Source organism: Psychrobacter sp. UBA3068 (assembly GCF_002366815.1).
In the GTDB taxonomy this organism is placed as follows: Bacteria; Pseudomonadota; Gammaproteobacteria; order Pseudomonadales; family Moraxellaceae; genus Psychrobacter; species Psychrobacter namhaensis.
Window position 1 is genome coordinate 81,484 of the sequence record NZ_DFBY01000007.1, and the last position, 24,643, is coordinate 106,126.

Consider the following 24,643-nt stretch of genomic DNA (forward strand, 5'->3'; position numbering starts at 1 on the left):
GGAATCAACGTGTTAGATATTCTTGGTATCGGTTTGGGACCATTCAATCTTAGTCTAGCGGCATTGCTTGACAAAACAGACGTCAATGCCAAATTCTTTGAGCAAAAGGCGGGGTTTAATTGGCATAAAGGTATGATCTTACCGCACACCACGCTACAAGTGCCCTTTATGGCAGATTTGGTGACATTGATAGACCCGACCAGTCCCCATTCATTTTTGAACTACTTACATACGCAGCATCGATTGCTGAAGTTTTATTTTTTAGAGGACTTTAAGATTTATCGCAAAGAATACAATCATTACTGCCAATGGGTAGCAGGGCAACTAGATAGTTTGGTATTTAATGCGCAAGTGATAGACGTGGCGTTTAATGACAACGGTACTGGCTTCGATAATGACAATAGCGCCAATACCAATGCCAGTGCTATTACGCATCAGGGATTTGTCGTCACAGTTCAAGAGCGAGGCGAGCGAAAAACGTATTATGCCAAAAACCTAGTCATAGGCACGGGCACACAGCCAGTACTGCCGCCAGCATTGCAAAAGCTTGCTCAGCAAGTCCCTGAGCGCTGTATGCACACTGCGCACTTTGCCAATAATTTCGATTTTGAAGCGATTAAAGTACAAGGCAATCAGGAGAATAGCCAAAGTAATAGTCATAAGGCAGATGATAGATTAACCAGAATTGTGGTCTTAGGGTCTGGTCAGTCATCGGCTGAGGTATATCGCGAATTGTTTGATCAACAATTTGATAGCAACGATGAACCAAAGTTCCAATTGGACTGGGTAACCCGCTCATCTGGCTTTTTTCCGATGGAATACTCGCCATTGGGGTTAGAGCATTTTAGTCCCGCTTATACCGATTATTTTTATCGATTGGACGGCGCGACCAAAGCAAAAGTCGCGCCCAAACAGGACTTGCTCTACAAAGGCATGGGGTTTGACACCATACGCGATATTTATCATAAGCTTTATGAGCGCAGCATTGGCAATCAATCACCACACACGACACTGTTGTCCAATTGTGCAGTGGTTGAGGCAACCCTTGATGATACTTTATCGGATGACACCTTAAAGATAACATTTGAACAGTGTGAGCAGAAGCAGACATTTACGGCGGATTACGACTGTCTCATCGCTGGCACGGGTTATCGTCATGCGCTACCTGCCTGCCTAAATCCATTGCTGCATGCCATTGAGTATGATGAGTTTGGGCAACCAAAGATTGATCGGCATTACGCGCTCATGTATCAAAATCGTGATAACCATAGCGGCAAAATATTTGTACAAAATCAAGAAATTCACACTCATGGCGTGGGCACACCTGACTTGGGATTGGGTGCCTATCGAGCTGGGCAAATCATCAATCAATTGATAGGTAAGACCGTATATGACACTGATGCGTTAGAAGTATTCCAACAATTTGGCGCGTCGGTCTAATGTCAGTGTCATTATATAGTTAGTTCAATATAAAAACGAATCAGCGTGACTGGAATGATTTTTTTGCAGCCTCTGTCTGCGAAGGCACAGCAAGCAAGAAAAATTCATTCCAGCTCAGCGTTGGTATATAACGTATCTGTTTTATTTAGAATCGACTATATCAATGAGCAGTATCGTCGATTTACTTTTAAAAAGTGTACGTCTCTACTGAGAGAAATTTCACCTCTAAATCACACAAAATAAGGAGCTATTTATGCCGACCATCACACAGAATCTGCCAGCCACCTTTGCCGTAGAGGCTTATAGCAAGGCGTTTGGGCTACGAGCGGTTAAATATCCTGAAGACATGCCAATGCTCTATCAATGGATGCACGCTGAGCATGTGGTCGAGCAGTGGCAGCTACATCTGCCTATGCCGCAGCTGCGAGTACATTTTGAAAAAATGCTGGCCGATGACCATCAGCGTCTCTACATCGTACTTTGTGAGGATATGCCGATCGGCTATGTAGAGATCTACGAAGGTGCTCGCGATCGTTTGTCTCACTATTACAAAGCCGAAGAAAATGACATGGGCTGGCATCTATTATTGGGTGATACTGCCGTCGTTGGCAAAGGGTATCTCAAACCAATAGTGATGATGCTCAGTAAGTTTATCTTCGAGCATACCGACGCCAAAAAAATAGTGGTCGAGCCAGATAGCAAGGTTGAGGTGTATAAATGGGTGGCCGATAGCTTTGCCTATCATGTACAACGACTGATCGACATGCCTGAAAAAAAGGCATCGCTTTACTTTTGTCATCGTGATGAGTTTTTTGAATCGAGGGGCTATCTTAATTTTTATGGTGCCGTTGCTTCATAAATGAAGTTTTTACGCTCCCTAAACCTATCACTTTTTACAACGCTTGGCAGTACGGCAGTGCTGGTCACGCCCTTACTGGTCAATGATATAAATGATGGCATCTCTTAACAGCAGTCAGGAATTGACAAGTAATTCGCGTCATCAGGTGCTGCTGACACTGTTGCTTGGCGGTACAGTCATCAGCTTTGGTAATAGTGCCCTCAATCCTGCTATTCCCATCTTTATGTCGGTGTTCGACGTCGATATTGTGATGGGCGGCTGGGTACTGAATGCTTATGTGCTGTCTATGAGCGTGGGGCTAATGCTCAGTGGTTATTTACATAAAGAATTTGCGTTTAAGCCGGTTTATTTAACCGCAATTATTGGGTTTATGCTGGGTTCAGTGATTGGGATGTGTGCGCCCTCCATGACGATGGTGATTGTAGCGCGCGCTATACAAGGGCTGAGTGGGGGTCTGACGATTCCGCTGTCTATCGGCATGCTCTACCAGATTTATCCGCAGCATAGACACGGCAGAGTGATGGCACTGTGGGGTATTGTCATTATGATGTCACTGGCATTTGGTCCATTGATAGGCGCTTACTTGGTTGAGCAGTTTACATGGTGGACGTTGTTTGCCGTGACGCTGCCGCTAAGTGCGGTGGTCACTTTGATGGTGTGGCGGCTTTTACCGAATATCGGTTCGCCCAAGGCCAGTAAGACTTTTGATATGAAAGGGTTTGTCAGCTTGCTTATTTGGCTGCTGGCTTTGATGACATGGCTTAGCACGCTTAAAACAGACTTTTATACCAGTCTTGCGAGTGTGATTAAGACCAGTCTGCTTGCTGCTATGTTCTTGGTATCCTTTATGGTTTGGTGGGCGTATGAGCGCCGTCAGAGTCAGCCATTATTAAACGTGCGCCTGTTCCGCAATACCGTGTATTTGCATAGTACGATTATTAGCGTGACGCAGACTTTGGGTCTGATGGTGGGTTTGTTATTATTGCCGATTTTAGTTCAGGAGGTCATGGGCGAGAGTGCCTTGTGGACTGGCGTGATTTTGATGACCGCGACGCTAATGTCTAGTATCACCACGCATTTTGCAGGCAAGCGAGTGGATAAGCACGGCGCTAGAGACATAGGGATTTTAGGTATCATCCTTAGTGCGTCATCTATGCTGCTGTTGGCATGGTGCTTGTATCAGCCAACGCTTTGGTTATTGATGTTGATTATGAGTTTACAAGGGGTGGGGGTGGGACTGGCCTATCTGCCCACCACCACGGTCGGTTTTAGCAGCTTAGCCAAAGAGGTGGTGACAGAAGGTGCGGCGCTCAACAACATCAGTCGCCGAATCGTTTCTACTATTTTTATAACGTTGGTGACGCTCTACGTGGCAGGGCGCGGGGCCCAGTTGTTAGCGACTGGTAGTATACAAAGCGTTGGCACGGCTATTCAAGAAGTGTTTGTTATTTTGGCTGTGATTTTGTTTTTGACCATTTTTTCAGCGCGGCGATTACCCAAAGCTGTCTGAATGAATGATCGAACGCTCAACAAACCCTGCTCGACCAGTCCATCAAACAAACCAGACTAAGGCGTTTTTTTAAACAAAAAATGTAAATAATTATCATTCGCTTTAATATTTATTAAACCGTACTGACTTAATTCAACCGCTTATTTTTTAGTTTTAAGAGAGGGTAGTTACCTATGAAAAATCATCAAATAGACCATAAAAATCATGGCCAAACGATTGACGTGACTGCGCCGTGGCAAGCGCCAATCGATCATAAGGCCATGCAGCGCGTAGAACAACGCGTGATCAAACAGCTCCTACAAGCACTGCTGTATGAAAACATCATTGAGTTTGAATATGAGAGTGCGGCATCGAGCAGTGACACCGTCCTCTTAGACTTTACCATCAAAGCCGCTGATAATATCCATTATCAGGCTCAAGGTTATATCCATTATAGCTTTGAGATTATTCGTTTTAATGATTGCAACGTACAGCGCATCATCGCTGGCAAGGCTTACAATGCCACGCTTGAGAATGTCATTAGCGATATTTTGTTAAAAATAGAAGATGCTGCGTTAAAAGACAGTTTTATCAAAGAGCTGCGTCACACTTTAATCAATGAAACCCAAGTGCAGCGACTGTCACCTAATTTATCAGTACCAAACATGGCCACTGCTGTTGATACGCTCACTTATGAGCAACTCGAAGGCTATTTGATGGCGGGGCATCCATATCATCCTTGTTTTAAGTCGCGTATCGGCTTTGATTTACAAGACAATTATGACTATGGGCCAGAGTTTGATCAAAATATCGAGGTGGTTTGGTTGGCGGTCAAAAAGGATCTGTTGGTCAGCAATACCGCTATTGATATTGATGTCGACGAGTGGATTAAAGACTATGTAGGCGCGGATAATTTTGCCGCGTTACATGACAAGTTAACCCATATCCTTGCGACCACGAGTGAGCAAAATGAAAACGAAGCCACTACGGCTACCGCTTATGGTTTAATACCCGCCCACCCTTGGCAATGGCAAAACACCTTAATTTTAGCGTTGCAGCCGCTTATTGACACGCAGGAAGTGATTTATTTAGGTAGTACGGGCAATCAATACCGCGCCCAGCAGTCGATTCGCTCCTTGTCTATGTTGCAAGCAGATAAAGCTTATTTAAAACTCAGTATGCATCTGATGAATACCTCAAGCACCCGTATCTTAGCCAAGCATACAGTGATGAACGCCGCGGTCGTGACCAAATGGTTAAATCAATTGGTGGCAGAAGATGCGGCAGCGCAGGCGCTACAAATCGCCTTTTTGGGTGAGACAGTAGGTGTCAGTTTAGATCATGAGGTGCTACAACAACGTGGCTACCAGCACCCACATATCTATGGCGGATTGGGCGCGATTTGGCGTGAAAATGTGAGCCAATATCTATCGACCAGTCAAACCGCTTTTCCGTTAAATGGGGTTAGTTATATCAATATGGACGGCTCGATACTCATTGATCCCTGGATTAAAAAGTACGGCGCTGAGGCTTGGACTGCCCAGCTTATCAAAGTAACGGTGCCGCCGGTACTGCACCTCTTGTTTGGTCATGGTGTCGCTTTGGAGTGTCATGCGCAAAATATCGTGCTGGTCCACGAAGCAGGCTTCCCCGTAAAAGTCCTACTAAAAGACTTGCATGATGGGGTGCGTTATTCTCCAAAACATCTGACCCGCCAAGATTTAATTCCCAATTTTTATCGCTTGCCGGCCGCTCATGCCGCGCTCAATCGCGGCTCTTTTATCGAAACAGAGGACACCGATGGTATTCGAGATATGACGGTCGCTTGCTTGTTTTTTGTAGCATTTGCGGACATTGCTATCTTTATGCAAACCCATTATCACTATCCTGAGGCCGAGTTTTGGCAACAGGTGTCTGACTGCGTCACAGAGTACCAGTCTTGTCACCCAGAGCATAAAGCAAGGTTTGCGCTGTTTGATGTTTTCGCGCCGCAAACGCGCATTGAGTCTCTGGCCAAGCGTCGCTTGTACGGCGATCAAGTATTTCCAATCAAATATATCAACAACCCATTAGCCAAAAGCCGAGTACAGATGCCATGTTAAACATGAAGACAGTGCCAACTTTATTTCCGGTTCAGACGGATCATCCAGATATCAAACCAGACGTGGCAAGAATACAAAGCGCGTTGATCACGTATCTGATCGAGTGCGTCTTACTTGAGCAGTGGATAAAAGCGCCTTTGATTGAGGTGACAACGACCATTGACTATCTAGCCAGCCAAAAATGGCAGCAGTGTTTGGCATCATTACCAAGCGCTTATCAAACGTGTTTTGCTCAAAATAACCCGCTATTGGTGATTCAGACGAGTAAAGGTGACCGCTTACTGTTACTGGTAGAGTCGGGGTATACAGTGGCATGGCGATTACATAAATCATGCTTGCCCGTTTTATACCGCCAACAAAATACGCCTCATCTCAACGACTCTGGGCTTAATAGCGATGGTTCCAACGATCATTCGTTTAAACCACTAGAGATCGTAGAAACCGTAGAGACGCTTCTGGATATTTTACTGTCTGCTATGGATCGCGCGTCTTTGAGTGAGAGCGGGATACTAAAGCTAAAAGAGAGCTTGCAGGCGGCGTTCATTGCCAAGACCCAGTCTGCTCGTGCGTACATCACCACGACGGTTTATGGTCAACCGCATTGGTATCAAACGCTAATCGCCGCCGAGCAATGGGGCTCATTAATGGATCGGCCTTTTCATCCATTGGCAAAGGGCAAACTGGGTTTTACCGCCATAGAGTATGAGCGCTACATGGCAGAGTTTAACCAGCCCATTGCGTTGGCATGGGTAGCGGTTGCCAAAACTCATCTCATGGTGGCGGATCAGGTAGAGGACATCAACAGACAGAATCCAGCGGCGTATTTATTAGATAAAGCACAGCAGAAGAGACTGGCAGAGGAGATGGCGGAGCGTCATTTGAGCGATTCGCATGTGGCGCTACCTGTCCATCCTTGGCAGTTGACTCAGGTGATTGCGGATGCTTCTGGCAATGGTTCTTTTGGTCATTCTTCCTTTAATAATGATGCTGATGGTTACGCTGAGAGCTATGCCAAGGATTTAGCAGATGGCACGATCGTCAAATTAACCTTTAATGCGCCAACCACTTATGCCAGCGCCTCCATGCGTAGTATGTTATTGAGTGCCGATACACCGCATAGTGTCAAGCTGCCGATAGGGGTGTATGCCTTAAACTCCAAACGCTATTTGCCAGGCCTAAAGCTGATTAATGGTGAAAAAAACCAAGCTATTTTGATGCAGGCAAGGCAGATAGATGGCACATTATCAGCGACACTGCGGCTGTGGGATGAGCGTGTTTGGTGGGGCTATATGTCGCCTATGCATCTACATGACAAGTGCTCGACCAATCCTTATTTTTATCAAGAAAAACCCACGCATCTGGGCGCGATGCTCAGAAGTTTGCCTGCCGATCTGTGCGATGATCCAGTCCGCCTGATGCCTATGGCAAGCCTAGGTATGTTGGTCTATAAGGATGGCGTCAGTCACCATCCCTTTGATGAGATGATTCAAGCGAAGTATTTAGGCTATCAATCAGCGGTCATAAACGTAGAACACATAAAAGCCGCTGCTATGGGGTGCTTCCAAAATCTGTGCGATGTGTTTTTGGGTACGATGCTGCGCTGCTTGCGTTTGGGACTTGCGCCAGAGATGCATGGACAGAATATAGTGATGGTCAGCAAACACCATCGTTTCACCAGTTTATTGCTGCGCGATCATGATTCGTTACGCATTTACCTACCGTGGCTTGCGCGTCATCAGATCGCAGATCCTGAGTATTTAAGCCCGCCCAATTTTAGAAACCGACTGTACCGAGAGACCCCGCAAGCGCTGATATTTTATTTACAGTCTTTGGGTATATTGGTCAATATCCGCGCCATCATTGAAGCGCTGTCTGAGCATTATGAGATGAGTGAAAAAGTGTTGTGGCTTGAGGCAATGAGCAGTATTGAGAACGCGCTGGCATGTATTGACTTTGATGCCGATCAATCGAAGTTTATCCGTGAGCAGCTACTGACCAATCCGTACTATCCGCATAAAACCTTGCTGTTGCCCGTCATTGAGCGCGGTGACGATCCTCATGGCAGTATGCCGGCAGGGGAGAGCAGAACCATCAATCCTTTTTTTAGAGCAAAAAACATCGAAGCAAACCTTATGGTGGATTTAATACGACAGGATGGAGAGATAAAAAGCAATGGATGACATCGATATTGATACGCTTATAGAAAACTATACAGGAATAGCCACCTCCACAATTGGTCATTTGACTGAGGTGGGGTATTTACCAGACATCACAGCGCTATCTTCTTGTACGCACACGGTCGCTGGAAAAGTCGTGACAGTGGTTTTGAACTCCGGTAACACAGAAGTAATCAATCAAGCACTGATCCAAGCGCAGCCCAACGACGTCTTGTGTATTGATGCGCAAGTATTAGGTATCAAAGCGTGCTGGGGCGCGTTGCGTACTTGCGCTGCTATTTATGAAAAGCTTGCAGGCGTCATTGTCATTGGACAGGCAACCGATTCGTTACAAATTCAGCAACTGGGTTTTCCTGTGTTTGCTCAAGGCGTGAGCGCGGTCACTACGTTCAAGAGTCATGAAGCAAAAGGCGTGTTGGGAGCTGACATCCGCTATCGTTTTGGCGCGCAAAGCCCCCTTATTCGCTCAGGCGACATCGCTATTATGGATAATGATGGGGTGTTTGTATTGCCGCTAGAAGTTGCTCAGCAGTTATTGCCTGATTGCCAAGACAAGCATCAGCAAGATGAAACAAAATTCCAGCTATTTTTTGACGCTTATAAAAACAATCAACTGGACTTATTGTTTTAGTCACAGGTAGGTAGGGTAGATGAGTATGTCAATAGAGCTGGTGATGCCTCTCTTTGGCGCACTTATCTGTTATGAAGAACCCAATAACCTTTGAATTTGTAAATAGGTATGGAAGTGTTAATAATTATCATTTACAATATCGTTCACAAAATTAGTACGCTCTGCAAGAAAGTTTAAACATAGCACCGATATTTCTCCATCTTTCAGTTACTCTTCAAATAAGTGAAATGACAATGAAAAGCCATCATCAAGTTGCTCTATCCGTTCTTACTTTATGTATTAGCCAGCAGTTATATGCGCAAACCAACGTTATTACCCCAATGATAGACACGGCCGAAAACTCGGTAGCCAGTGAGGTACCAAACGTGACTTTAGATACTATTACGGTCACAGCCAAAGCCAAAACAGGGACAGCATTGGCACAAAAAATCAGTGAGATGCCAGCGGTTACCCAAGTGATTGGTGAAGAAGGTATTCGAGAGCAGGCCACAGGCAACCGTACGACAGGCGATATATTGGCTCAGCTGATTCCGAGTTTGGGTGCCAGTAGTGGCTCAACCAGTAACTATGGTACGACCATGCGTGGCCGTCCAGTGCAGTATTTGCTGAACGGTGTGCCATTATCAGGATCACGCAGCTTGTCGCGAGAGTTAAACAGTATTGATCCGGCTCAGCTTGAGCGAGTAGAGGTGTTGTCTGGTGCCACGAGTATTTATGGGGCAGGCGCGGCAGGCGGGCTGATCAATCTAGTGACTAAATCAGCGGCAGGGATGGGTTTTATGGGTCAAACTCGCTTAGGGATTGATAGTAGTCGTGAATTTGAATCAGATTCATTGGGTTATCATGTGGGACAGAGCTTGGGTTATGGCGGCGAGCGCGTCTATGGCCGTCTAGATGTGGACTATGACAATAAAGGCGGCAAGTTCGACAGCCACGGCGACCGTATCGGCCCAGATGTCTATCAGACCGATCAGCAAGATACAGAGTCATTAAGTGTCAATGCCAACTTGGGTATGGACATCGATGACAGCCAAAGCGTGAATCTGGCGGTGACTTATTATAACGATGAGCAAGATACCGACTATGGTCCAGATTATGGTAAAAATTTACAAGTATTGTTAGATCCTGATGCAGCACCTCCCTCATTAAAAGCGATCGATGGTGCGCATATCGAAAATCAGCCTTATACCACCAAGACCTCAGTAAACCTCAATTATAACAATGACGACGTTGCTGGTTCTAACCTAAGCATTACGGGTTACTACCGTGATGAAAAAGGCCGTTTTTATCCTTCTGGCAAAACTGCTGATAAACAAGCCACTGAAGTCTGGCAGGCAAACGGCCTAACCGATGAAGACACGTTAGGCAAGCTCCTAGGCGCTGCAACTTACGTGATGCAGTCAGAAGCCGATATCGAAGTAATGGGTTTACGTGCAGCGATGCAGACGGACACAGAGCTTGGTGGCAAACACACACTGTTGAGCTATGGTGCGGATTTTGAGCGTGAAAACAGCGAACAAACCTACTATGGGCAAGACTTAAACCAGTTCATCGCCAGTAATGGTCTGACCGCTGTGTCTAACGGCAAGACTTACAATGCTGGGCCAGAGACCACCATCGATAAGATTGGCGCGTTTGTCAATGCGGATATAGATATGACGGATAAATGGCATGCTAGTGCTGGTGTGCGCTATCAAAAGCTCAAATCAAAAACGGATGCCTTTATCCCGATTTATGAGCAACTGTTAGACGAATACTTTAACGATCCTCGTATCATTGGTGTGAGCAAGCAGTATGGCATTGACTATCAGGCCGGTGAAGTAGCAAAGGGTGATACTGACCATGACAAAACCTTGTTTAATATCGGCAGCAGTTATCAGCTAACACCGAACGATCAGATATTTGCTAATTTCTCACAAGGCTTCACGACCGCTGACATACAGCGTGCCCTACGTGATGTGCGGGCAGGTTTTGTGGTGAACTCGGACAACGTGCAGCCAATCGCCATTAATAACTACGACTTAGGCTGGGAAGGTAAGCGAGGTGATACGTCAGCCAGAGTAACGGGTTTTTATAATACTTCAGATAAAACCGTTCAGTTTACCAACGGCTATACCGTAGAAGTAGTCGACACCGATGAGCGCGTCTATGGCGTAGAAGGCTCGCTCACTCAGGATATCAGTGATAACTGGCAAGTAGGCGGTAGCGTGGCTTATACGCGTGGTCAGTATAAGAAAGACGGCGATTGGCTTGAGCTGGATGCGGTGCGCTTGACCCCACTCAAAGGCACGGCATTTGCACAATATAACTTTGATGAAGGCAGCAATATCCGCTTGCAAGCGTTGGCAATTGGTGGCGATGATAGGGCCTTTAAAGACCAACAAAAAGACCCTAATACAAGTGCGCAACCCGTCACAGGTTACATGACGTTAGATGTATTGGGTCAAGTAAAAATGCCTGTCGGCCGTGTCGGTTATGGCGTTTATAATGTACTCAATAAAGACTATCAAACGGTCTATCATCAAACCACGTTTGGCGATATGAACCGTCTACCCGCCACAGGTACCACGTATGGCCTGAGCTATACGGTGGATTACTAAGAGGTCGCAAATACTTATTGAGTAACTACTTATCGACTAACGTAGGAAGTTCGCCGCGTACGCTCCTAGCCCTAGATTAACTGCCGAGCTATAGCCCTAAGAGTATCGTTGTTAGCCGCTACCTGTTAGCGGCTTTAGCTTTGAGCACCCCCACGTTTGTCGCTACTATATTTTTATTACAAATGTAAATGTTAATAATTATCATTATTATTTGTATTATATTTATAATGTTGCTAGAGTGTACGTTCTTTAACACCAGACAGTGGATATTGCTTTGCGCAAGCTCTTGTCAGGTGGTGGGCTGTATTCATACTTTAGTCGTTTAGCTTGTGTCATTGAAAGGGTAAAAAGTCCGTTTAGTCTGCTAAAGCGCCAACTTTACTTATGTGCCATGTCTTAAGATTCATGCGCTTTGTTCATCTGTCCTCATACTGATGTAACAAATGGGCGTTATGGCATGTGAGCATCCTTTTATCAAACAAGCTAAAAGGTCTTGATAAAACTAAGTACTTTTAGGATTGTTATTTATGCCAATGTTTTCAAATGCTTCTACCGATAAAACGTGCTTTTATTCACGTAAGCCGCAACGCGGTTTAGCAACCAATCAGGCCTTACTAAGCATCGCCATCGCGTCTATTTTTAGTACGACTGCGTTTGCTGCTGAGAGTAATGAGCGTCTTACATCACAACAAACAGCAGCACAAGAGGTTGCCGAAGAACAATCCATGCCAAGCGTTGAGCTGGACACGATTGTCGTCCGTGCGGCGAGAGATGAGCTGGTGCAGGCTGCTGGTTTGTCCATTATCAGTGAAGAGGCGATCGAAAAATCATTACTGTCTAATGATGTCGCAGAAATCGTACGTAAAATGCCGGGTGCGAATCTTTCAGGAACATCTACTTCAGGTCAACGGGGTAACCAGCGTCAAATTGATCTGCGCGGGATGGGTCCGAATAACACGCTTATTTTAATCGATGGTCGTCCCGTCACATCCCGTAATGCTGTTCGTCCGGGTCGTGCCAGCGAGCAAGACACTCGTGGTGACTCACAGTGGGTACCGCCAAGCGCCATTGAGCGCATCGAAGTGTTGCGTGGTCCGGCCGCAGCTCGCTATGGCTCTGGTAGTATGGGCGGGGTGGTGAATATCATCACCAAGTCTCCCAATAAAAAAGAGTTTTCTGTGACTGGACATTATGAGATGCCAGAAAGTGATCTTGAGGGCAAGGATTGGCGTACTAACATCAATATGGCCGGCCCGTTGACGGACAAGCTGTCTTTTCGTACGACGCTTGGATATCATGACAGTGAAGGGGATGACCCTTATATTAATGAGGAAGAGGCTCAAATTGTGGATGGTCGTGATGGACCAGCGGCTTCTGTTGCAGCAGGCCGTGAAGGTGTTGAAAACATAGACGCTCGTCAGCTTTTTGAATACGCCATGGGTGCAATGAATACCGTCGGCTTTGAGGTACATTATAGTAATCAAAGTAACCGCTGGACAGGTGATTCGCAGTTTCAAACGGTGGATGAGGAATTGGTCAACACCTTGGCAGGCCAAGAAACCAATAAAATGGAGCGCTATGGAGCTGCATTCACTCACCGCGGTGAATATGATAACACCAGTAGTAACAGCTACCTAGAGTATACGCGTACCATTAATGAGCGTCTAAACGAAGGTGCTGCTGGCCGTTATGAAGGTCAAATTTCGCCACCTGAGGCAGGAGAGTATGTCTGGACAGAAGCGACTTATGACACGCTAAACGCTAAATCAGAGTGGGATATTTATTTTGATCGTCATACACTGACTGCTGGCACAGAGTTCCGTGGTGAAAGACTAGACAATCCGCTGGTTTCTGATTTCGTGTTTGAGGAAGGCTTTGAGTTCGGCGATACAGAGACTGATCCTGCTAAGCGTGATCCAGTTTCAGACGCTTATCTTGTTGGTGCTTATTTAGAAGACAATTACCAAGTTACGCCTGATTGGTACATCACGCCTGGTGTACGTCTTGATTATCACAGCCAAACAGGTACCAATTGGTCACCGAGTCTTAATACCACTTGGGACTTTAGTCCGAATTGGTCAGTAAAAGCGGGTGTCAGTCGCGCTTTTAAAGCACCAGCGCTGTATCAGCTCGATCCAAACTACATCTACTACACCAGAGGTAATGGCTGCCCATCTTGGATACCTACTGATCAACGAGGCTGTCAAGTATTGGGTAACGCTGAGCTTGAGAATGAGATTTCTTGGAATAAAGAGCTGTCTTTCATCTACGATGATGGTACTGGGCTTAACGCGGGCCTGACTTACTATCATAATGCTTATGACAATCGAATAGGTGCGGGGATAGAGCGCGTGGCTGTAGACAATGCGACCAATCGCTCGATTTTCCAGTGGGAAAACCAAGGGGAGGCTATCATTGAGGGACTTGAAGGGTTTGTAAAAGTCCCCGTTACTGATACGGTCTCGTGGACGACTAACTTGACGGGTAATATCCGCTCAGAGCGTAAAGACAATGGTGAGCCGTTATCCTTAATTCCTAAATTTACCATGAACTCAAATGTCAATTGGGACATCACTCCGCGCTGGAACACGGATGTTGGCGTCAGCTACTATGGCACCATTGAAGCCCCTGACGTTTCTGTGACTACGGGTGATGCGCTTGACACACTAAAACTTGACCGCAAACCCTACGCGATCGCTAACGTTAGCACGCGTTATAAACTGACGGATGACATCACTGTGGGGGCGGGTATCAAAAATCTATTTGACAAGCAAATTAAACGAGAAGGCACGGGTACAAATGCCGGTGCCCGTACTTTTAATGAACCTGGCCGTTATTATATCTTTGATATCAGCGTTGATTTTTAACGTCTCGTACTGCCAAGCTTTTTTAGGATAAAAGGTCTGGGTGAGGTTTGAGCAGGCCCAGACCTTTTTATGTATTGTTCTTTAGGTTCTTTTTTAATAAATGGTCAAATATAAATGGGCCAAATGGTAAGAAAGACCCAAGTACGCCTGCGGGTATGGTCCAGTAAGGCGTTTTTATTTTAACGGCCGTCACCATCAGTATGATGATGTAAGCGATGAACAATATACCGTGTGCCATACCGATGTATTGCACAGCTTCTGAGATGCCCATCATGTATTTTAGGGGCATGGCAATGCAGAGTAATAATAGAAAAGAAGTGCCTTCTAGGTAACCTATGATCGTGAGCGTTTTTAATGTGGAGTTTTGTTTTTTGCTCAGATTAAGGGCGGGTTCGATAGTGGGCGTAGCCTGCGACACTGTATGTTCCTCTTGTAATATCAGTAAATAACGTAGGGGTGAGCTGTCAATATTGGTATGATACTAGATATGCGAAGCGCATTTGAGCTTTATTATTAATCGCCCTATATCCCCACTCTAAAGTACAAGCTAAAGTGTAAGGATATAAGGCGATTTTGGTCAACTATGATGTGAATAAATATGCTGTTCTTTACGTTACCCCGTATTACGCAGACCAGCCGCCAACGCATTGATACTACGGATGAGTGGGTCTTCAACGGCAAGAGTACCGTCTTTATCTGTAGTCTCTTCTTGTCTGGCACGTTTTAACAACTCGATTTGTATATAATTAATCGGATCTAAATACGCGTTTCGCCATTGCAGTGACGCGGCAAGATTTTGTTGATTAGATAATAAGGAGCTTTGGTCCAGTAAAGCGTTCAGGCCTGAATAGGTGAGCTCATGTTCATCAATGACGGCTTCCATGATGTTTTCACGTAGCGTGTCGTCGTCGCACAATTGGCTATAGGCCTGAGCAATACTCATCTCAGATTTGGTAAAAGCCATCTCGATATTGCTGATAAACACGTTAAAAAATGGCCAGCAATCATTCATCTCCTTCATCAATGCTTCGTCTTCTTTGACGCTATGCAGCGCACTACCGACGCCATACCAAGCAGGTAACGTAAAACGGGCCAATGACCACCCAAATACCCAAGGGATCGCTCGCAAGGTCGTTTTACTGGGTAAGCCTTTTTTACGATGGGCTGGGCGTGAGCCGATATTTAATAAAGAAATTTCCTGTACTGGGGTCACCTGTGAGTAGAATTGATAAAACCCTTCCGTGTGATCCGTAAGTTTTCGATAACGCCGCTCACCTGCTTCTGCTAAACGCGCAAAGAGTGACTCATAAGTTGGCAACTCAGGTGGTTGGACGACAAATCTTGAGGAGCATGCTTTAAGCGTACCGGTAATACCCATGGTCAGCTCAAATACAGCGGTATCGGTGTTGGCGTATTTGGCATAAAGGACTTCGCCTTGTTCCGTGACTTTAATTTGTCCGTGTAGTGTACCCGCTGGTTGAGCTGCGATAGCGTCATGGGTTGAGCCACCGCCACGACTGACAGAGCCCCCGCGCCCATGGAATAAGCGGGTTTTGATGCCATATTCATCCGCGATACGATTGATGGTCTGCTGCGCACTATAAAGCTGCCATGCCGAGGTGATGATACCGCCATCTTTCGAGGAGTCTGAATAACCCAACATGATTTCTTGGGTATTATCTGAGTGCGCAAGCAGTCCTCGATACAGCGGGTTGTCCAAAACGGCAGGTAATATATGATCGATGTTTTTAAGGTCTTCGATGGTTTCAAACAAGGGTGCGACGGGTAAATCAGCGGATAATTGCCCTTTGTCATCGACTCTGCATAAGCCTGCAAAACGCATGAGTAGCAACACCTCAAATAATTGACTGGCGTTGTTGGTCATCGAAATCACATAACTGCCAAAAGTATCTTGTCCGACCAGTTGACGTAAGGTCGCCACTGAGTTCATCAACGCCAATTGCTCGCGGGTTTTATCGCTCAAGTTGTCGCTATAGATGAGCGGTGTGCCGGGTCTTTCAAGCAAGCGCGTCAGCCACTCTTGCCGCTCCGTTTCATTAAGTGTTTGATAGTCTGGCAAATTAGACGCACTGGCAAAAATATCGGCAATGACTTCACTGTGATAAGACGACTCTTGACGAATATCGAGCGCGGCCAGATGAAAACCACAGGTTTTGACCAAACGAATCGTATCGAGCAATAAGCCTTCGCCATGCACGGTATCGTGTGTATTCACACTTTGACGGATGATGCGTAAGTCTTCTAGTAGCTCTTGTGGGTTGGCGTAAGCGTCTTTTTTAGCCTCGCTATCATCACCTTTACTTTGAATCAGTTGATTGGTGGCTTTGACTTTATTAAGAATCAAAGAGAGTAACCGGCGATAAGGCTCATTACTATAATCATCAAGATTGTAAGCAAATACCCGCTGATCAAGTTCGGCGTAATGGTTGATCTTGGCATACACCTCAGGGGCAATCGTAACGATTGTATCGCTGTGAATCAGCTGGCGGCGCAGTTTTTTGATCAACACTTGGTAGTGACGTAAGACAGTATCTGCATGCATCAATACGGCCATTTCTGTGGTGTCATGAGTGACAAAAGGATTGCCATCTCTGTCGCCACCGATCCAAGACCCAAAGCTTATGAACGCCGGTAATGGGTAGTCTGTGAGCTCTGGATAAACCTCAACAATGGCGTCTTTAATATTACGGTAAACCTTAGGAATGGCATTGAATAAACTGGCGTTAAAATAGTGTAGGCCATTATTGATCTCGTCATAAACTAAGGGCTTACGCGTACGCACTTCATCCGAGGACCACAATAAATCAATCGTTTGTGCCGTTTTTTCTTTCGCTTGCTCGTAGGCAAAACTGTCTTCTGCAAGATTGTTTAAGGCGTCGCTATGCGTGAATAAACTCTGCAATAGATTCATCGTTGTCCGGCGACGCGCTTCAGTAGGATGGGCGGTAAATACAGGGATAAATTTTAGCTGATCAATCAGCTCCTGCATTTGAGTGGGTTCAACATTGCGCGCGCGGCATTCAAGTAAGGTGCGACGAAACGATCCTTCCCAGCTTTGATCGGATTGCATACGTAGTGCATGGCGCTCTTCACGCAAATAGTTTTCTTCACTTAAATTGGCTAAGAAAAAATAGATAGAAAAGCTGCGGATGACGTTTTTTAGGGTTTGATTGTCTAATGAGGCAATAAAGTCAATGAGCTGCTGCTTGTTTGCTTCGTTAGGCGCGCGGCGCTGCTGGATAAAACCTTTTCGTAGGGTCTCAATCGTATCAAGCGTTTGTTCGCCAGTCTGACGAGAAATCGCATCTCCTAGAAATGACCCTAACAAGCTAATGCGTTCACGTAATACGTTGTTATCCATAATCGTCCTTAACTTTCTTATTAATAAATAAACGGGCTCTTAGTGCAGCAGAGTATTAATAAAGTAGAGAGTTTATCAAGTGCAGTCAAGTCACTTTGGAATGTGCGACTTATTTAACAAGCGTCACAGGCACTTGTTCTCAAAGCGCGTCAAAGCTGACAACCCACACCAGTTCAACCCTATGCTGAATCTAAAAGGGTAGTGAGCTTAGGATATTTGATAGGAGGTTTTTGTTAAAGTGTCGTTTCTTTTTTCTGCTGGTGATAAACAGTGATTCAAAATATGATTTTGATGGCAAAGGAGCTGGGTTTTTAAAGATAAGTTGAGTCAGTTTTAAAGTGTCTATAAGGTTGTTTAGTTAATCTAAGTTTTAGTCGTGGTATTATTATCCGCCTGCTGTTACCTGACCCAGATATCACTAGTATTCGTTAATTCAGAAAAACGGTTTTTTATGAAGAGTCATATACGTGATCAGTGCCATATCTTATTCAAAACACTAAACCAATTTTTTGACGTCACCTTTTCAATGAGTTGATCGGAGAAGTGCCGTTGTTGCATGCGCTCAATCAGCACTTCGAGGCGACTGATATCAGACAAATCATCAGGCAACAGGCAACCATCAAAATCAGAGCCAAAACCAACATGGTCTTCACCTAGATGGTCAATCAAATACGCCAGATGATCGACAATCACATCAAGCGAGGTTTGCGTGTTACGCTGTCCATCCGCACGAAGAAAAGCAACGTCAAAATTTACCCCAACCATACCATCGCTTTGTTTGATGGCCGCCAGCTGGCGATCGGTCAGATTTCTTGCTTGCTGACACAAAGCGTGCGCATTGGAGTGGGTTGCGACAATAGGCTGATCAGCGATCTCTAGCGTATCCCAAAAAGCGCGCTCATTCATATGTGATACATCGATCAGCATACGCTTGTTACGACACGATAAAATAAGGTCTTTGCCTTGATTTGTGAGACCAGAGCCTGTATCTGGCGAGTGCGGAAAGGACGCATTTAAGCCATCACCAAAGAGACTTTTTCTATTCCAAAGCGGACCGATACTTCTGAGCCCAGACTCATAAAAAACATCCAACAATTCCGGCTTAATGGCTAAAAATTCAGCACCTTCAAGGTGAAGGACGATGGCCAATTGTTGATTTTTTTGACAGGCTCGAATTTGTGCAATAGACGTACAAATTTGAATCTGACCATCTGAGCGCGCCTGTAATTGCTGTGCAAGCGCTAACTGGGCACGGCAAATATCAATGATTTCTTGCGGAGTGAAGTCTGAGTGCGAAGGATTTACTAACTTATCAGGATGGTTGTTTTTAATATAAGCGTAGGGTGGCAAGAAGATAGAAAATAAGCCGCCCATCCATCCTGCTTGTCGGCAACGTTGTAAATCTAAATGCCCCGGTAGCGTGCCATGAATAAAATCATGCACAGGATCTTCCCCTGAGCTCAGCCACAGGCGGGTTAATAGATCATTATGTCCGTCAAATATTATGGGCTGAGCGTTCATGTTTAATCCATTACCGTACGAGTAGGAATCAATTGTTCTTGGCTCACTTGTTTGTTACTTAATAGTTTAGAGTTTTTAGGGTTCCTAAAGCGCAACTCTTCAAAAGGGACGGGCGTTTCGCTGTTGGCCCGCGCTTCTTCAATCAAGTAGTGATAAGGCGATTTGCCACACACAGGGTCAGCATTTTTGGCATCGCCCGTCAGCATAAAGGCTTGGCAACGACAGCCGCCATAATCGCGTTCTTTGTCTGGGCAGCTTTGACACATGTCGGGCATCCAGTCGTCACCGCGAAACTGATTGAAGCTGGCAGAGTCATACCAAATGTCTTTTAGAGGCGTTTGTCTTACATTAGGAAAGTCTATAGGCATCTGTCTGGCGGCATGGCACGGTAGGGCAGTGCCATCGGGTGCGACGGTCAAGAAAATCTTGCCCCAACCATCCATACAAGGTTTTGGACGTTCTTCGTAGTAATCAGGCACTACAAAAATGAGCTTGCATTTGATACCACGTTCTTCAATCTTTTTGCGATACTCATTGGTAATGCGTTCGGCTCTAACCACTTGCGCTTTGGTCGGCAATAGACCTTCGATATTTTCAAATGCCCAACCATAAAACTGACAGATAGCTAGCTCAACAGTGTCTGCTTCAAGCTCTAAACACAGCTCGATAATCTGATCAATTTGATCAATGTTTTGCCGATGAATCACAAAGTTGAGCACCATCGGATAGTTGTATTTTTTAACCAATCGTGACATCTCATACTTTTGTTCAAAAGCATGTTTTGAGCCTGCCAAGGCGTTATTGACCGTAGGATCGCTGGCTTGGAAGCTGATTTGAATATGCTGTAGGCCCGCTTCTTTTAGACTAGCGATTCTAGCCTCAGTCAGTCCCATACCTGAAGTGATCAAGTTGGTATAAAAACCTTGTTTATGGGCATAAGCGACCAGTTCTTCTAAGTCTTGACGAACGAGAGGCTCACCACCAGAAAACCCAAGCTGCACCGCGCCCATTTGCCGCGCTTGATCAAACACATCAAACCACTCCTCTGTCGTCAGCTCCTGCTTATACTGAGCATAATCAATGGGGTTTGAGCAATAAGGGCATTGCAGGGGGCAGCGATAGGTTAGCTCCGCAAGTAGCCATAATGGTAGCCCTACTGGCGCAGTCATTCTAAGTCAATCCAATGTTCACGCTGGGCCACCAGCATATACTCGATAATGTCTTGCTCGATTTCTGGAATATCTCCAAACATGGCTTTCACCTTTTTAATAATATCAGCAATGGATGCCTCACCATCAATATGCTGACCAATGATGCTGGCACTGTCATTGAGTTTGATCATACCTTCAGGGTAAAGTAAGACGTAAGCATTTTGCGCCGGCTCAAACTGAAAGCGATAACCATGCCGCCACACCGGTACGATAGATTGGTCTAGATCAGGTAAACTCATTTAAACAATCCTTTATGCCAGACATTATCGTTAGTGACGCTTTGGTAAGGGGCTTGGTTATGGACATAAGCCAAGCTCAAGGCATCCAAGATGGTCCACAAAATATCCAGCTTAAATTGTAGGATCTCAAGCATGCGCTCTTGTTGTTCAACCGTTTTGAACGAGTCTAATGTGATGGTTAAACCATGCTCAACATCGCGGCGAGCTTGACTCAAGCGTGAGCGAAAATAGGTATACCCTTCTTCTTTAATCCAAGGATAATGCTTTGGCCAAGACTCCAAGCGAGATTGATGAATCTGCGGAGCAAACAGCTCTGTCAGTGAGCTACTAGCAGCCTCTCGCCATGACGTACGGCGAGCAAAATTCACATACGCATCGACGGCAAAGCGGACGCCCGGTAGCACCAACTCTTCAGAAACTACCTGCTCACGCGTAAGCCCCACCGCTTCTGCCAGACTTAACCACGCTTCACGGCCACCGCCATCAGGATACACCCCATCTTGATCAATCATGCGCTGAATCCACTCTTGACGCACCCGCTGATCGGGGCAGTTCGCCATAATGGCCGCATCTTTTAGCGGGATGTTGATTTGATAGTAAAATCGATTGGCGACCCACGCTTGGATTTGCTGCTGCGTCGCTTGACCTTCGTGCATCATGATATGAAAAGGGTGGTAAATATGATAATACCGACCTTTCGCCAAAATCGCTTGTTCAAACGCTTCTGGGCTAAGTGCTGTTTTTTCTGCTTGCATCGTCTTCATCTTGCTGTCGCCTTACAATTCAATCTGCATACCATCAAAAGCCACTTCAACACCATGTTGTTTTAATTGGGTAGCCTGCTCAGATTTTTCATTGAGTATCGGATTGGTATTATTGATATGAATCAAAATCTTGCGAGTATGGTCGAGCTGATCTAAATAATGGAGTGAGCCGTCTTCACCGCTGATATGTAAATGCCCCATGTCTTGACCCGTCTTTGTACCAACGCCGCATTCTTGCATTTCGTTGTCAGTCCATAGCGTACCATCAATCATCACGCAATCAGAAGCTTTCATGATTTGCATAACCTGATCATCAATTTTGCCCAAACCTGGCGCATAAAAGAGTTGTTTTTGTGTTTTTAAATCTTTCACAATGAGGGCAATATTATCGCCATCATGTGGATCATTACGATGCGGAGAGTAGGGTGGCGCTGAGCTTCTAATCACCAAAGGGGTCAATTCTAAATCGTCAAAGCCTTCAATGTTAAATGTCTGTTTTGGATCAATTTGATTGTATTGTAGGCCGCCATTCCAATGCTTTAGCACATTGAATATAGGGAATCCCGTCGTGAGGTCTTGGTAGACCATGTCAGTACACCAAATCCGAATTGGACAGCCTTCGCGTAGCGTCAATAACCCTGTAGTATGATCAAGCTGACTGTCCATCAAGACCACGTTGGTGATCCCTGTGTCTCTCACTCCACGAGCTGGCTGGGCCGCCTTAAACTCAAATAATTGCTGGCGAATATCCGGTGACGCATTGAATAAAATCCAATCTGTGCCATTTTCTGATATGGCGATTGATGACTGGGTACGAGTCTGTGCTTCAATCGTCCCTTGACGAACGCCATGACAATTATAGCAATTGCAGTTCCACTGTGGAAAACCACCACCAGCCGCTGAGCCTAAAACATGAATATACATAAATCAATATTTCCAAAAAAATAAAAGCCCTAATCATCTAGGGCTTTTAATGGATTGAGGTCTAGTAAGTTTTAACGAGCTTCGAAATACATCGTGATTTCGAAACCGATACGAATGTCTTGAAAAGCAGGTTTAGTCCATTGCATGGGATTACTCCAAAAGGATATGATGGATTCATCGTTGAGATGACTGAAAGTAATTATCAATGGTAGTATAAGCTGACCCTTTATGTCAATTTGTTAGATGTTAACTTGGTAGGTTTTAGTAATGAAGGCTGAGGGCAAAATTCAAACTGTATCTGTCTTGGCGGTTTAGCTGTTTTCACCTGAGAATCTGTAAGAAGTTTGATAGGTACGGTCATAATGACGGTATCCTGTGTTGAGGTATCGACGAATACCGTCTATGATACCGTTATTAATCGGTGACTACAGTGTAATAGGCATTAAAAAACCCTTGCAGCGCGGGGCTTACAAGGGCTTGTTAGGATATATCGTTATATTTGATGGCGCGCCCACCAAGACTCGAACTCGGATCGGTCGCTTAGGAGGCAACTGCTCTATCCTGTTGAGCTATAGGCGCATTATGGAGAGACATTGTAGGAAAAAGCTGTCATAAAAGCAATCAACAAAACCTAAATAGAGACAATTTATCAGGATTTGCCGTTACTAAGCGCATCAGCAACATCTACAGAGGTATCACTTGACGCCTGTTTTGCCCGTGATGTTGGATTAAATAAGTCATCTACGCTATTTTTATAACCCTCAATATTGTGATAATCATATTTTTTTAATATGTCTTGTCCTGTGCTCGAGAGTAAAAAGTTTCGGAAGTTAACAGCGGCAGTATTGTCTGTCAAAATAACACCTTCAAGCGTTTTCTCGTCTCTCAACGCATAGTTGTAAGAGTTTAGACTGCGTGAATTTGTATCGTCTATCTTAGCCGTATCGGTTTTACTGATCGCTTCTTCTTGATTGTTTTGAGCGGCTTGTAGCTCTGCTTGTAATGGCGCCAGTCGTTCTGTGGGCAGGCTATCATTAGCGATAATCATATCTACACCTACCATAAACTCTGAGCGCTCATCGTCACTAGAAGTGGCATTCGATAGTGTCAGAAGAGTATGAGCGGGCACGTAGCTTGCCCGCACTTGTACGTGAGGATAGCGAGACTCAAAGCTGACAACGACATCTTCTAAGGCTGCTTGTAAATTTTCTTCCGCTTGTATGTATAAGGTGCTGTTGGAGACGGCATTTTCCTCTTCTTCAGGCACTACGATAGGTTCTTTTTTGTTGGCCATGACAGGTAGGGGATCTATGTTCTTACGATTATGAATCCATAACCAAGTGAAGACAGCAATGAAGAGTATCAAAAGCAGTAAAATCAGCCCAGCCAGTAGCAGCTTGTAGTCTTTCATAGGTGACCGCTCTTCTTGTTAGTTGGTTTATTTTAAACGCCAAATAAGACAGTGTACGTGACGTATGGCTTGGTTTAAATCTGCTGATGCAGCACTTCGTCTGCTAAGTCGGCCAGCATTTCTGCAAAAACATCTGTATTTTCAGAGGGTTTTATTGCCTGTTCACTGCTTTTATGACCAGTACCAGTACCGTCACCGGAGCGCGCGGGTTGATAGTTTGAAGGGGAAGTGGAGTGGTTGTCAATCGCTTTTGTAAGCGTTGTCGCTTGATGCGCTGCTAGTGGTGATTGCCCTGTGGTAAGTTTGTCTTTAAGCCACCTAAAGCCGTGTGCTTCCCACCATGCTTCAAAGCGTGGTAACGTACTGCCGCGCACTGCGTTCGGCAAATTTAGTGTCCGCAATTTTTTTGCCAACACAGGGTCGCTAATAGCCTGATGAATACTGAGATAGAGGGCACTGCTATCATCAGTAAATGGGCGCCTATTTTGCCATGACGTGTTATCAATTTTCATACGCGGCAACTGCCATAATTCACCACGATAGTAAACCACGTATAAACGTTGTTGAGGGTGAACGAAAATGGCATCAATAGGACGCAAGGGCATAGTGTTAAATTGTCTCGTTGATAAAAAGTTAAATGTACACAAGGCACAGAAGTGGCACTAAAAAAATCGTCATTCTCTCTTCTGTTAAGCGTGAGCTGTTGTTAAACATGAGCAGCGTAACAAGGCGACACCAGCCGTCGCAAGGTATTATAATACTGGTATCTACACTAGTAAACGATAACCATCAATGGCACACTGACAGTCAGCGCAGTTTTAATGCTCATCGTCAATGCATAAAATCAATGAGCGTTGTCACTTTTTGTTTATAATCATCATGCTAGCAGAAATGCAATACCGTAACGACTGCCAAACATGTATTGATGAGTATCGTTTGTGGCTTGATCTTTATTTTTATCAACATCTTTAATCTTAGATTTTTTATCTTATCTACTTTAATTCGTGTTTGTTCGTCTCATTATTC

At 45.2% G+C, this 24,643-nt stretch carries 18 protein-coding genes and 1 tRNA gene; 8 read left to right on the plus strand and 11 right to left on the minus strand.

From position 1 onward, the window contains the following. Nucleotides 1-9: 9 nt before the first annotated feature. The 8 genes from B2P60_RS01295 (at nucleotide 10) to B2P60_RS01330 (ending at nucleotide 14,165) form a co-directional block, all read left to right on the plus strand. Nucleotides 10-1,440, plus strand: a complete 1,431-nt coding sequence (locus tag B2P60_RS01295) for a lysine N(6)-hydroxylase/L-ornithine N(5)-oxygenase family protein (protein ID WP_286738969.1) — start codon at nucleotides 10-12, stop codon at nucleotides 1,438-1,440. A gap of 253 nt (nucleotides 1,441-1,693) precedes the next feature. Continuing rightward, nucleotides 1,694-2,299, plus strand: coding sequence for a GNAT family N-acetyltransferase (locus B2P60_RS01300; RefSeq protein ID WP_286738970.1), 606 nt, complete (start codon nucleotides 1,694-1,696; stop codon nucleotides 2,297-2,299). Between the two features lie 91 nt (nucleotides 2,300-2,390). After that, nucleotides 2,391-3,809, plus strand: coding sequence for an MFS transporter (locus B2P60_RS01305; RefSeq protein ID WP_286738971.1), 1,419 nt, complete (start codon nucleotides 2,391-2,393; stop codon nucleotides 3,807-3,809). Nucleotides 3,810-3,982: 173 nt separating this feature from the next. Continuing rightward, nucleotides 3,983-5,890 (plus strand): IucA/IucC family protein, encoded by a 1,908-nt coding sequence (locus B2P60_RS01310; protein ID WP_286738972.1) that lies wholly within the window; start codon nucleotides 3,983-3,985, stop codon nucleotides 5,888-5,890. A 2-nt stretch (nucleotides 5,891-5,892) separates the two neighbouring features. After that, a complete protein-coding gene (locus B2P60_RS01315; protein ID WP_286738973.1) occupies nucleotides 5,893-8,070 on the plus strand; it encodes an IucA/IucC family protein in 2,178 nt (725 codons plus the stop codon). Continuing rightward, entirely contained in the window at nucleotides 8,063-8,698 is a 636-nt protein-coding gene (locus B2P60_RS01320; protein WP_198333549.1) for an RraA family protein, read from the plus strand. The genes B2P60_RS01315 and B2P60_RS01320 overlap by 8 nt, the downstream gene beginning before the upstream one ends. 233 nt (nucleotides 8,699-8,931) lie before the next feature. Then, nucleotides 8,932-11,298 carry a TonB-dependent receptor gene (locus B2P60_RS01325; protein ID WP_286738974.1) on the plus strand — a complete coding sequence of 789 codons (2,367 nt, stop codon included), beginning with the start codon at nucleotides 8,932-8,934 and terminating at the stop codon, nucleotides 11,296-11,298. A gap of 527 nt (nucleotides 11,299-11,825) precedes the next feature. After that, nucleotides 11,826-14,165, plus strand: a complete 2,340-nt coding sequence (locus B2P60_RS01330) for a FepA family TonB-dependent siderophore receptor (RefSeq protein ID WP_286738975.1) — start codon at nucleotides 11,826-11,828, stop codon at nucleotides 14,163-14,165. 67 nt (nucleotides 14,166-14,232) lie between these two features. Here B2P60_RS01330 and B2P60_RS01335 read toward each other — a convergent pair whose 3' ends face one another. From B2P60_RS01335 to B2P60_RS01385, 11 genes are all read right to left on the minus strand, one after another. After that, the gene (locus B2P60_RS01335; protein WP_230709428.1) at nucleotides 14,233-14,583 is read right to left on the minus strand and encodes a DUF3817 domain-containing protein; all 351 of its coding nucleotides are present in this window, start codon (nucleotides 14,581-14,583) and stop codon (nucleotides 14,233-14,235) included. Between the two features lie 195 nt (nucleotides 14,584-14,778). Then, nucleotides 14,779-17,547, minus strand: a complete 2,769-nt coding sequence (gene ppc, locus B2P60_RS01340) for a phosphoenolpyruvate carboxylase (RefSeq protein WP_286738976.1) — start codon at nucleotides 17,545-17,547, stop codon at nucleotides 14,779-14,781. Nucleotides 17,548-18,018: 471 nt separating this feature from the next. After that, a complete protein-coding gene (locus B2P60_RS01345) occupies nucleotides 18,019-19,068 on the minus strand; it encodes a dipeptidase (RefSeq protein WP_286738977.1) in 1,050 nt (349 codons plus the stop codon). 2 nt (nucleotides 19,069-19,070) lie between these two features. After that, the gene (pqqE, locus tag B2P60_RS01350; RefSeq protein ID WP_286738980.1) at nucleotides 19,071-20,237 is read right to left on the minus strand and encodes a pyrroloquinoline quinone biosynthesis protein PqqE; all 1,167 of its coding nucleotides are present in this window, start codon (nucleotides 20,235-20,237) and stop codon (nucleotides 19,071-19,073) included. Beyond that, nucleotides 20,234-20,518, minus strand: coding sequence for a pyrroloquinoline quinone biosynthesis peptide chaperone PqqD (pqqD, locus tag B2P60_RS01355; RefSeq protein WP_193004945.1), 285 nt, complete (start codon nucleotides 20,516-20,518; stop codon nucleotides 20,234-20,236). Before pqqD ends, pqqE begins: the two co-directional genes overlap by 4 nt. Further along, the gene (gene pqqC, locus B2P60_RS01360; RefSeq protein ID WP_286739034.1) at nucleotides 20,515-21,273 is read right to left on the minus strand and encodes a pyrroloquinoline-quinone synthase PqqC; all 759 of its coding nucleotides are present in this window, start codon (nucleotides 21,271-21,273) and stop codon (nucleotides 20,515-20,517) included. The genes pqqD and pqqC overlap by 4 nt, the downstream gene beginning before the upstream one ends. Before the next feature lie 21 nt (nucleotides 21,274-21,294). Next, entirely contained in the window at nucleotides 21,295-22,206 is a 912-nt protein-coding gene (pqqB, locus tag B2P60_RS01365) for a pyrroloquinoline quinone biosynthesis protein PqqB (protein ID WP_286738988.1), read from the minus strand. 71 nt (nucleotides 22,207-22,277) lie between these two features. After that, complete coding sequence (gene pqqA / locus B2P60_RS01370; RefSeq protein WP_075107140.1) at nucleotides 22,278-22,352, minus strand: pyrroloquinoline quinone precursor peptide PqqA; 75 nt, start codon at nucleotides 22,350-22,352, stop codon at nucleotides 22,278-22,280. A gap of 357 nt (nucleotides 22,353-22,709) precedes the next feature. Beyond that, a tRNA-Arg gene (locus B2P60_RS01375) sits at nucleotides 22,710-22,785 on the minus strand. 70 nt (nucleotides 22,786-22,855) lie between these two features. Further along, entirely contained in the window at nucleotides 22,856-23,617 is a 762-nt protein-coding gene (locus B2P60_RS01380; protein ID WP_286738991.1) for a hypothetical protein, read from the minus strand. A 74-nt stretch (nucleotides 23,618-23,691) separates the two neighbouring features. Then, nucleotides 23,692-24,222, minus strand: a complete 531-nt coding sequence (locus B2P60_RS01385) for a hypothetical protein (RefSeq protein ID WP_193004949.1) — start codon at nucleotides 24,220-24,222, stop codon at nucleotides 23,692-23,694. Nucleotides 24,223-24,643 lie beyond the last annotated feature (421 nt).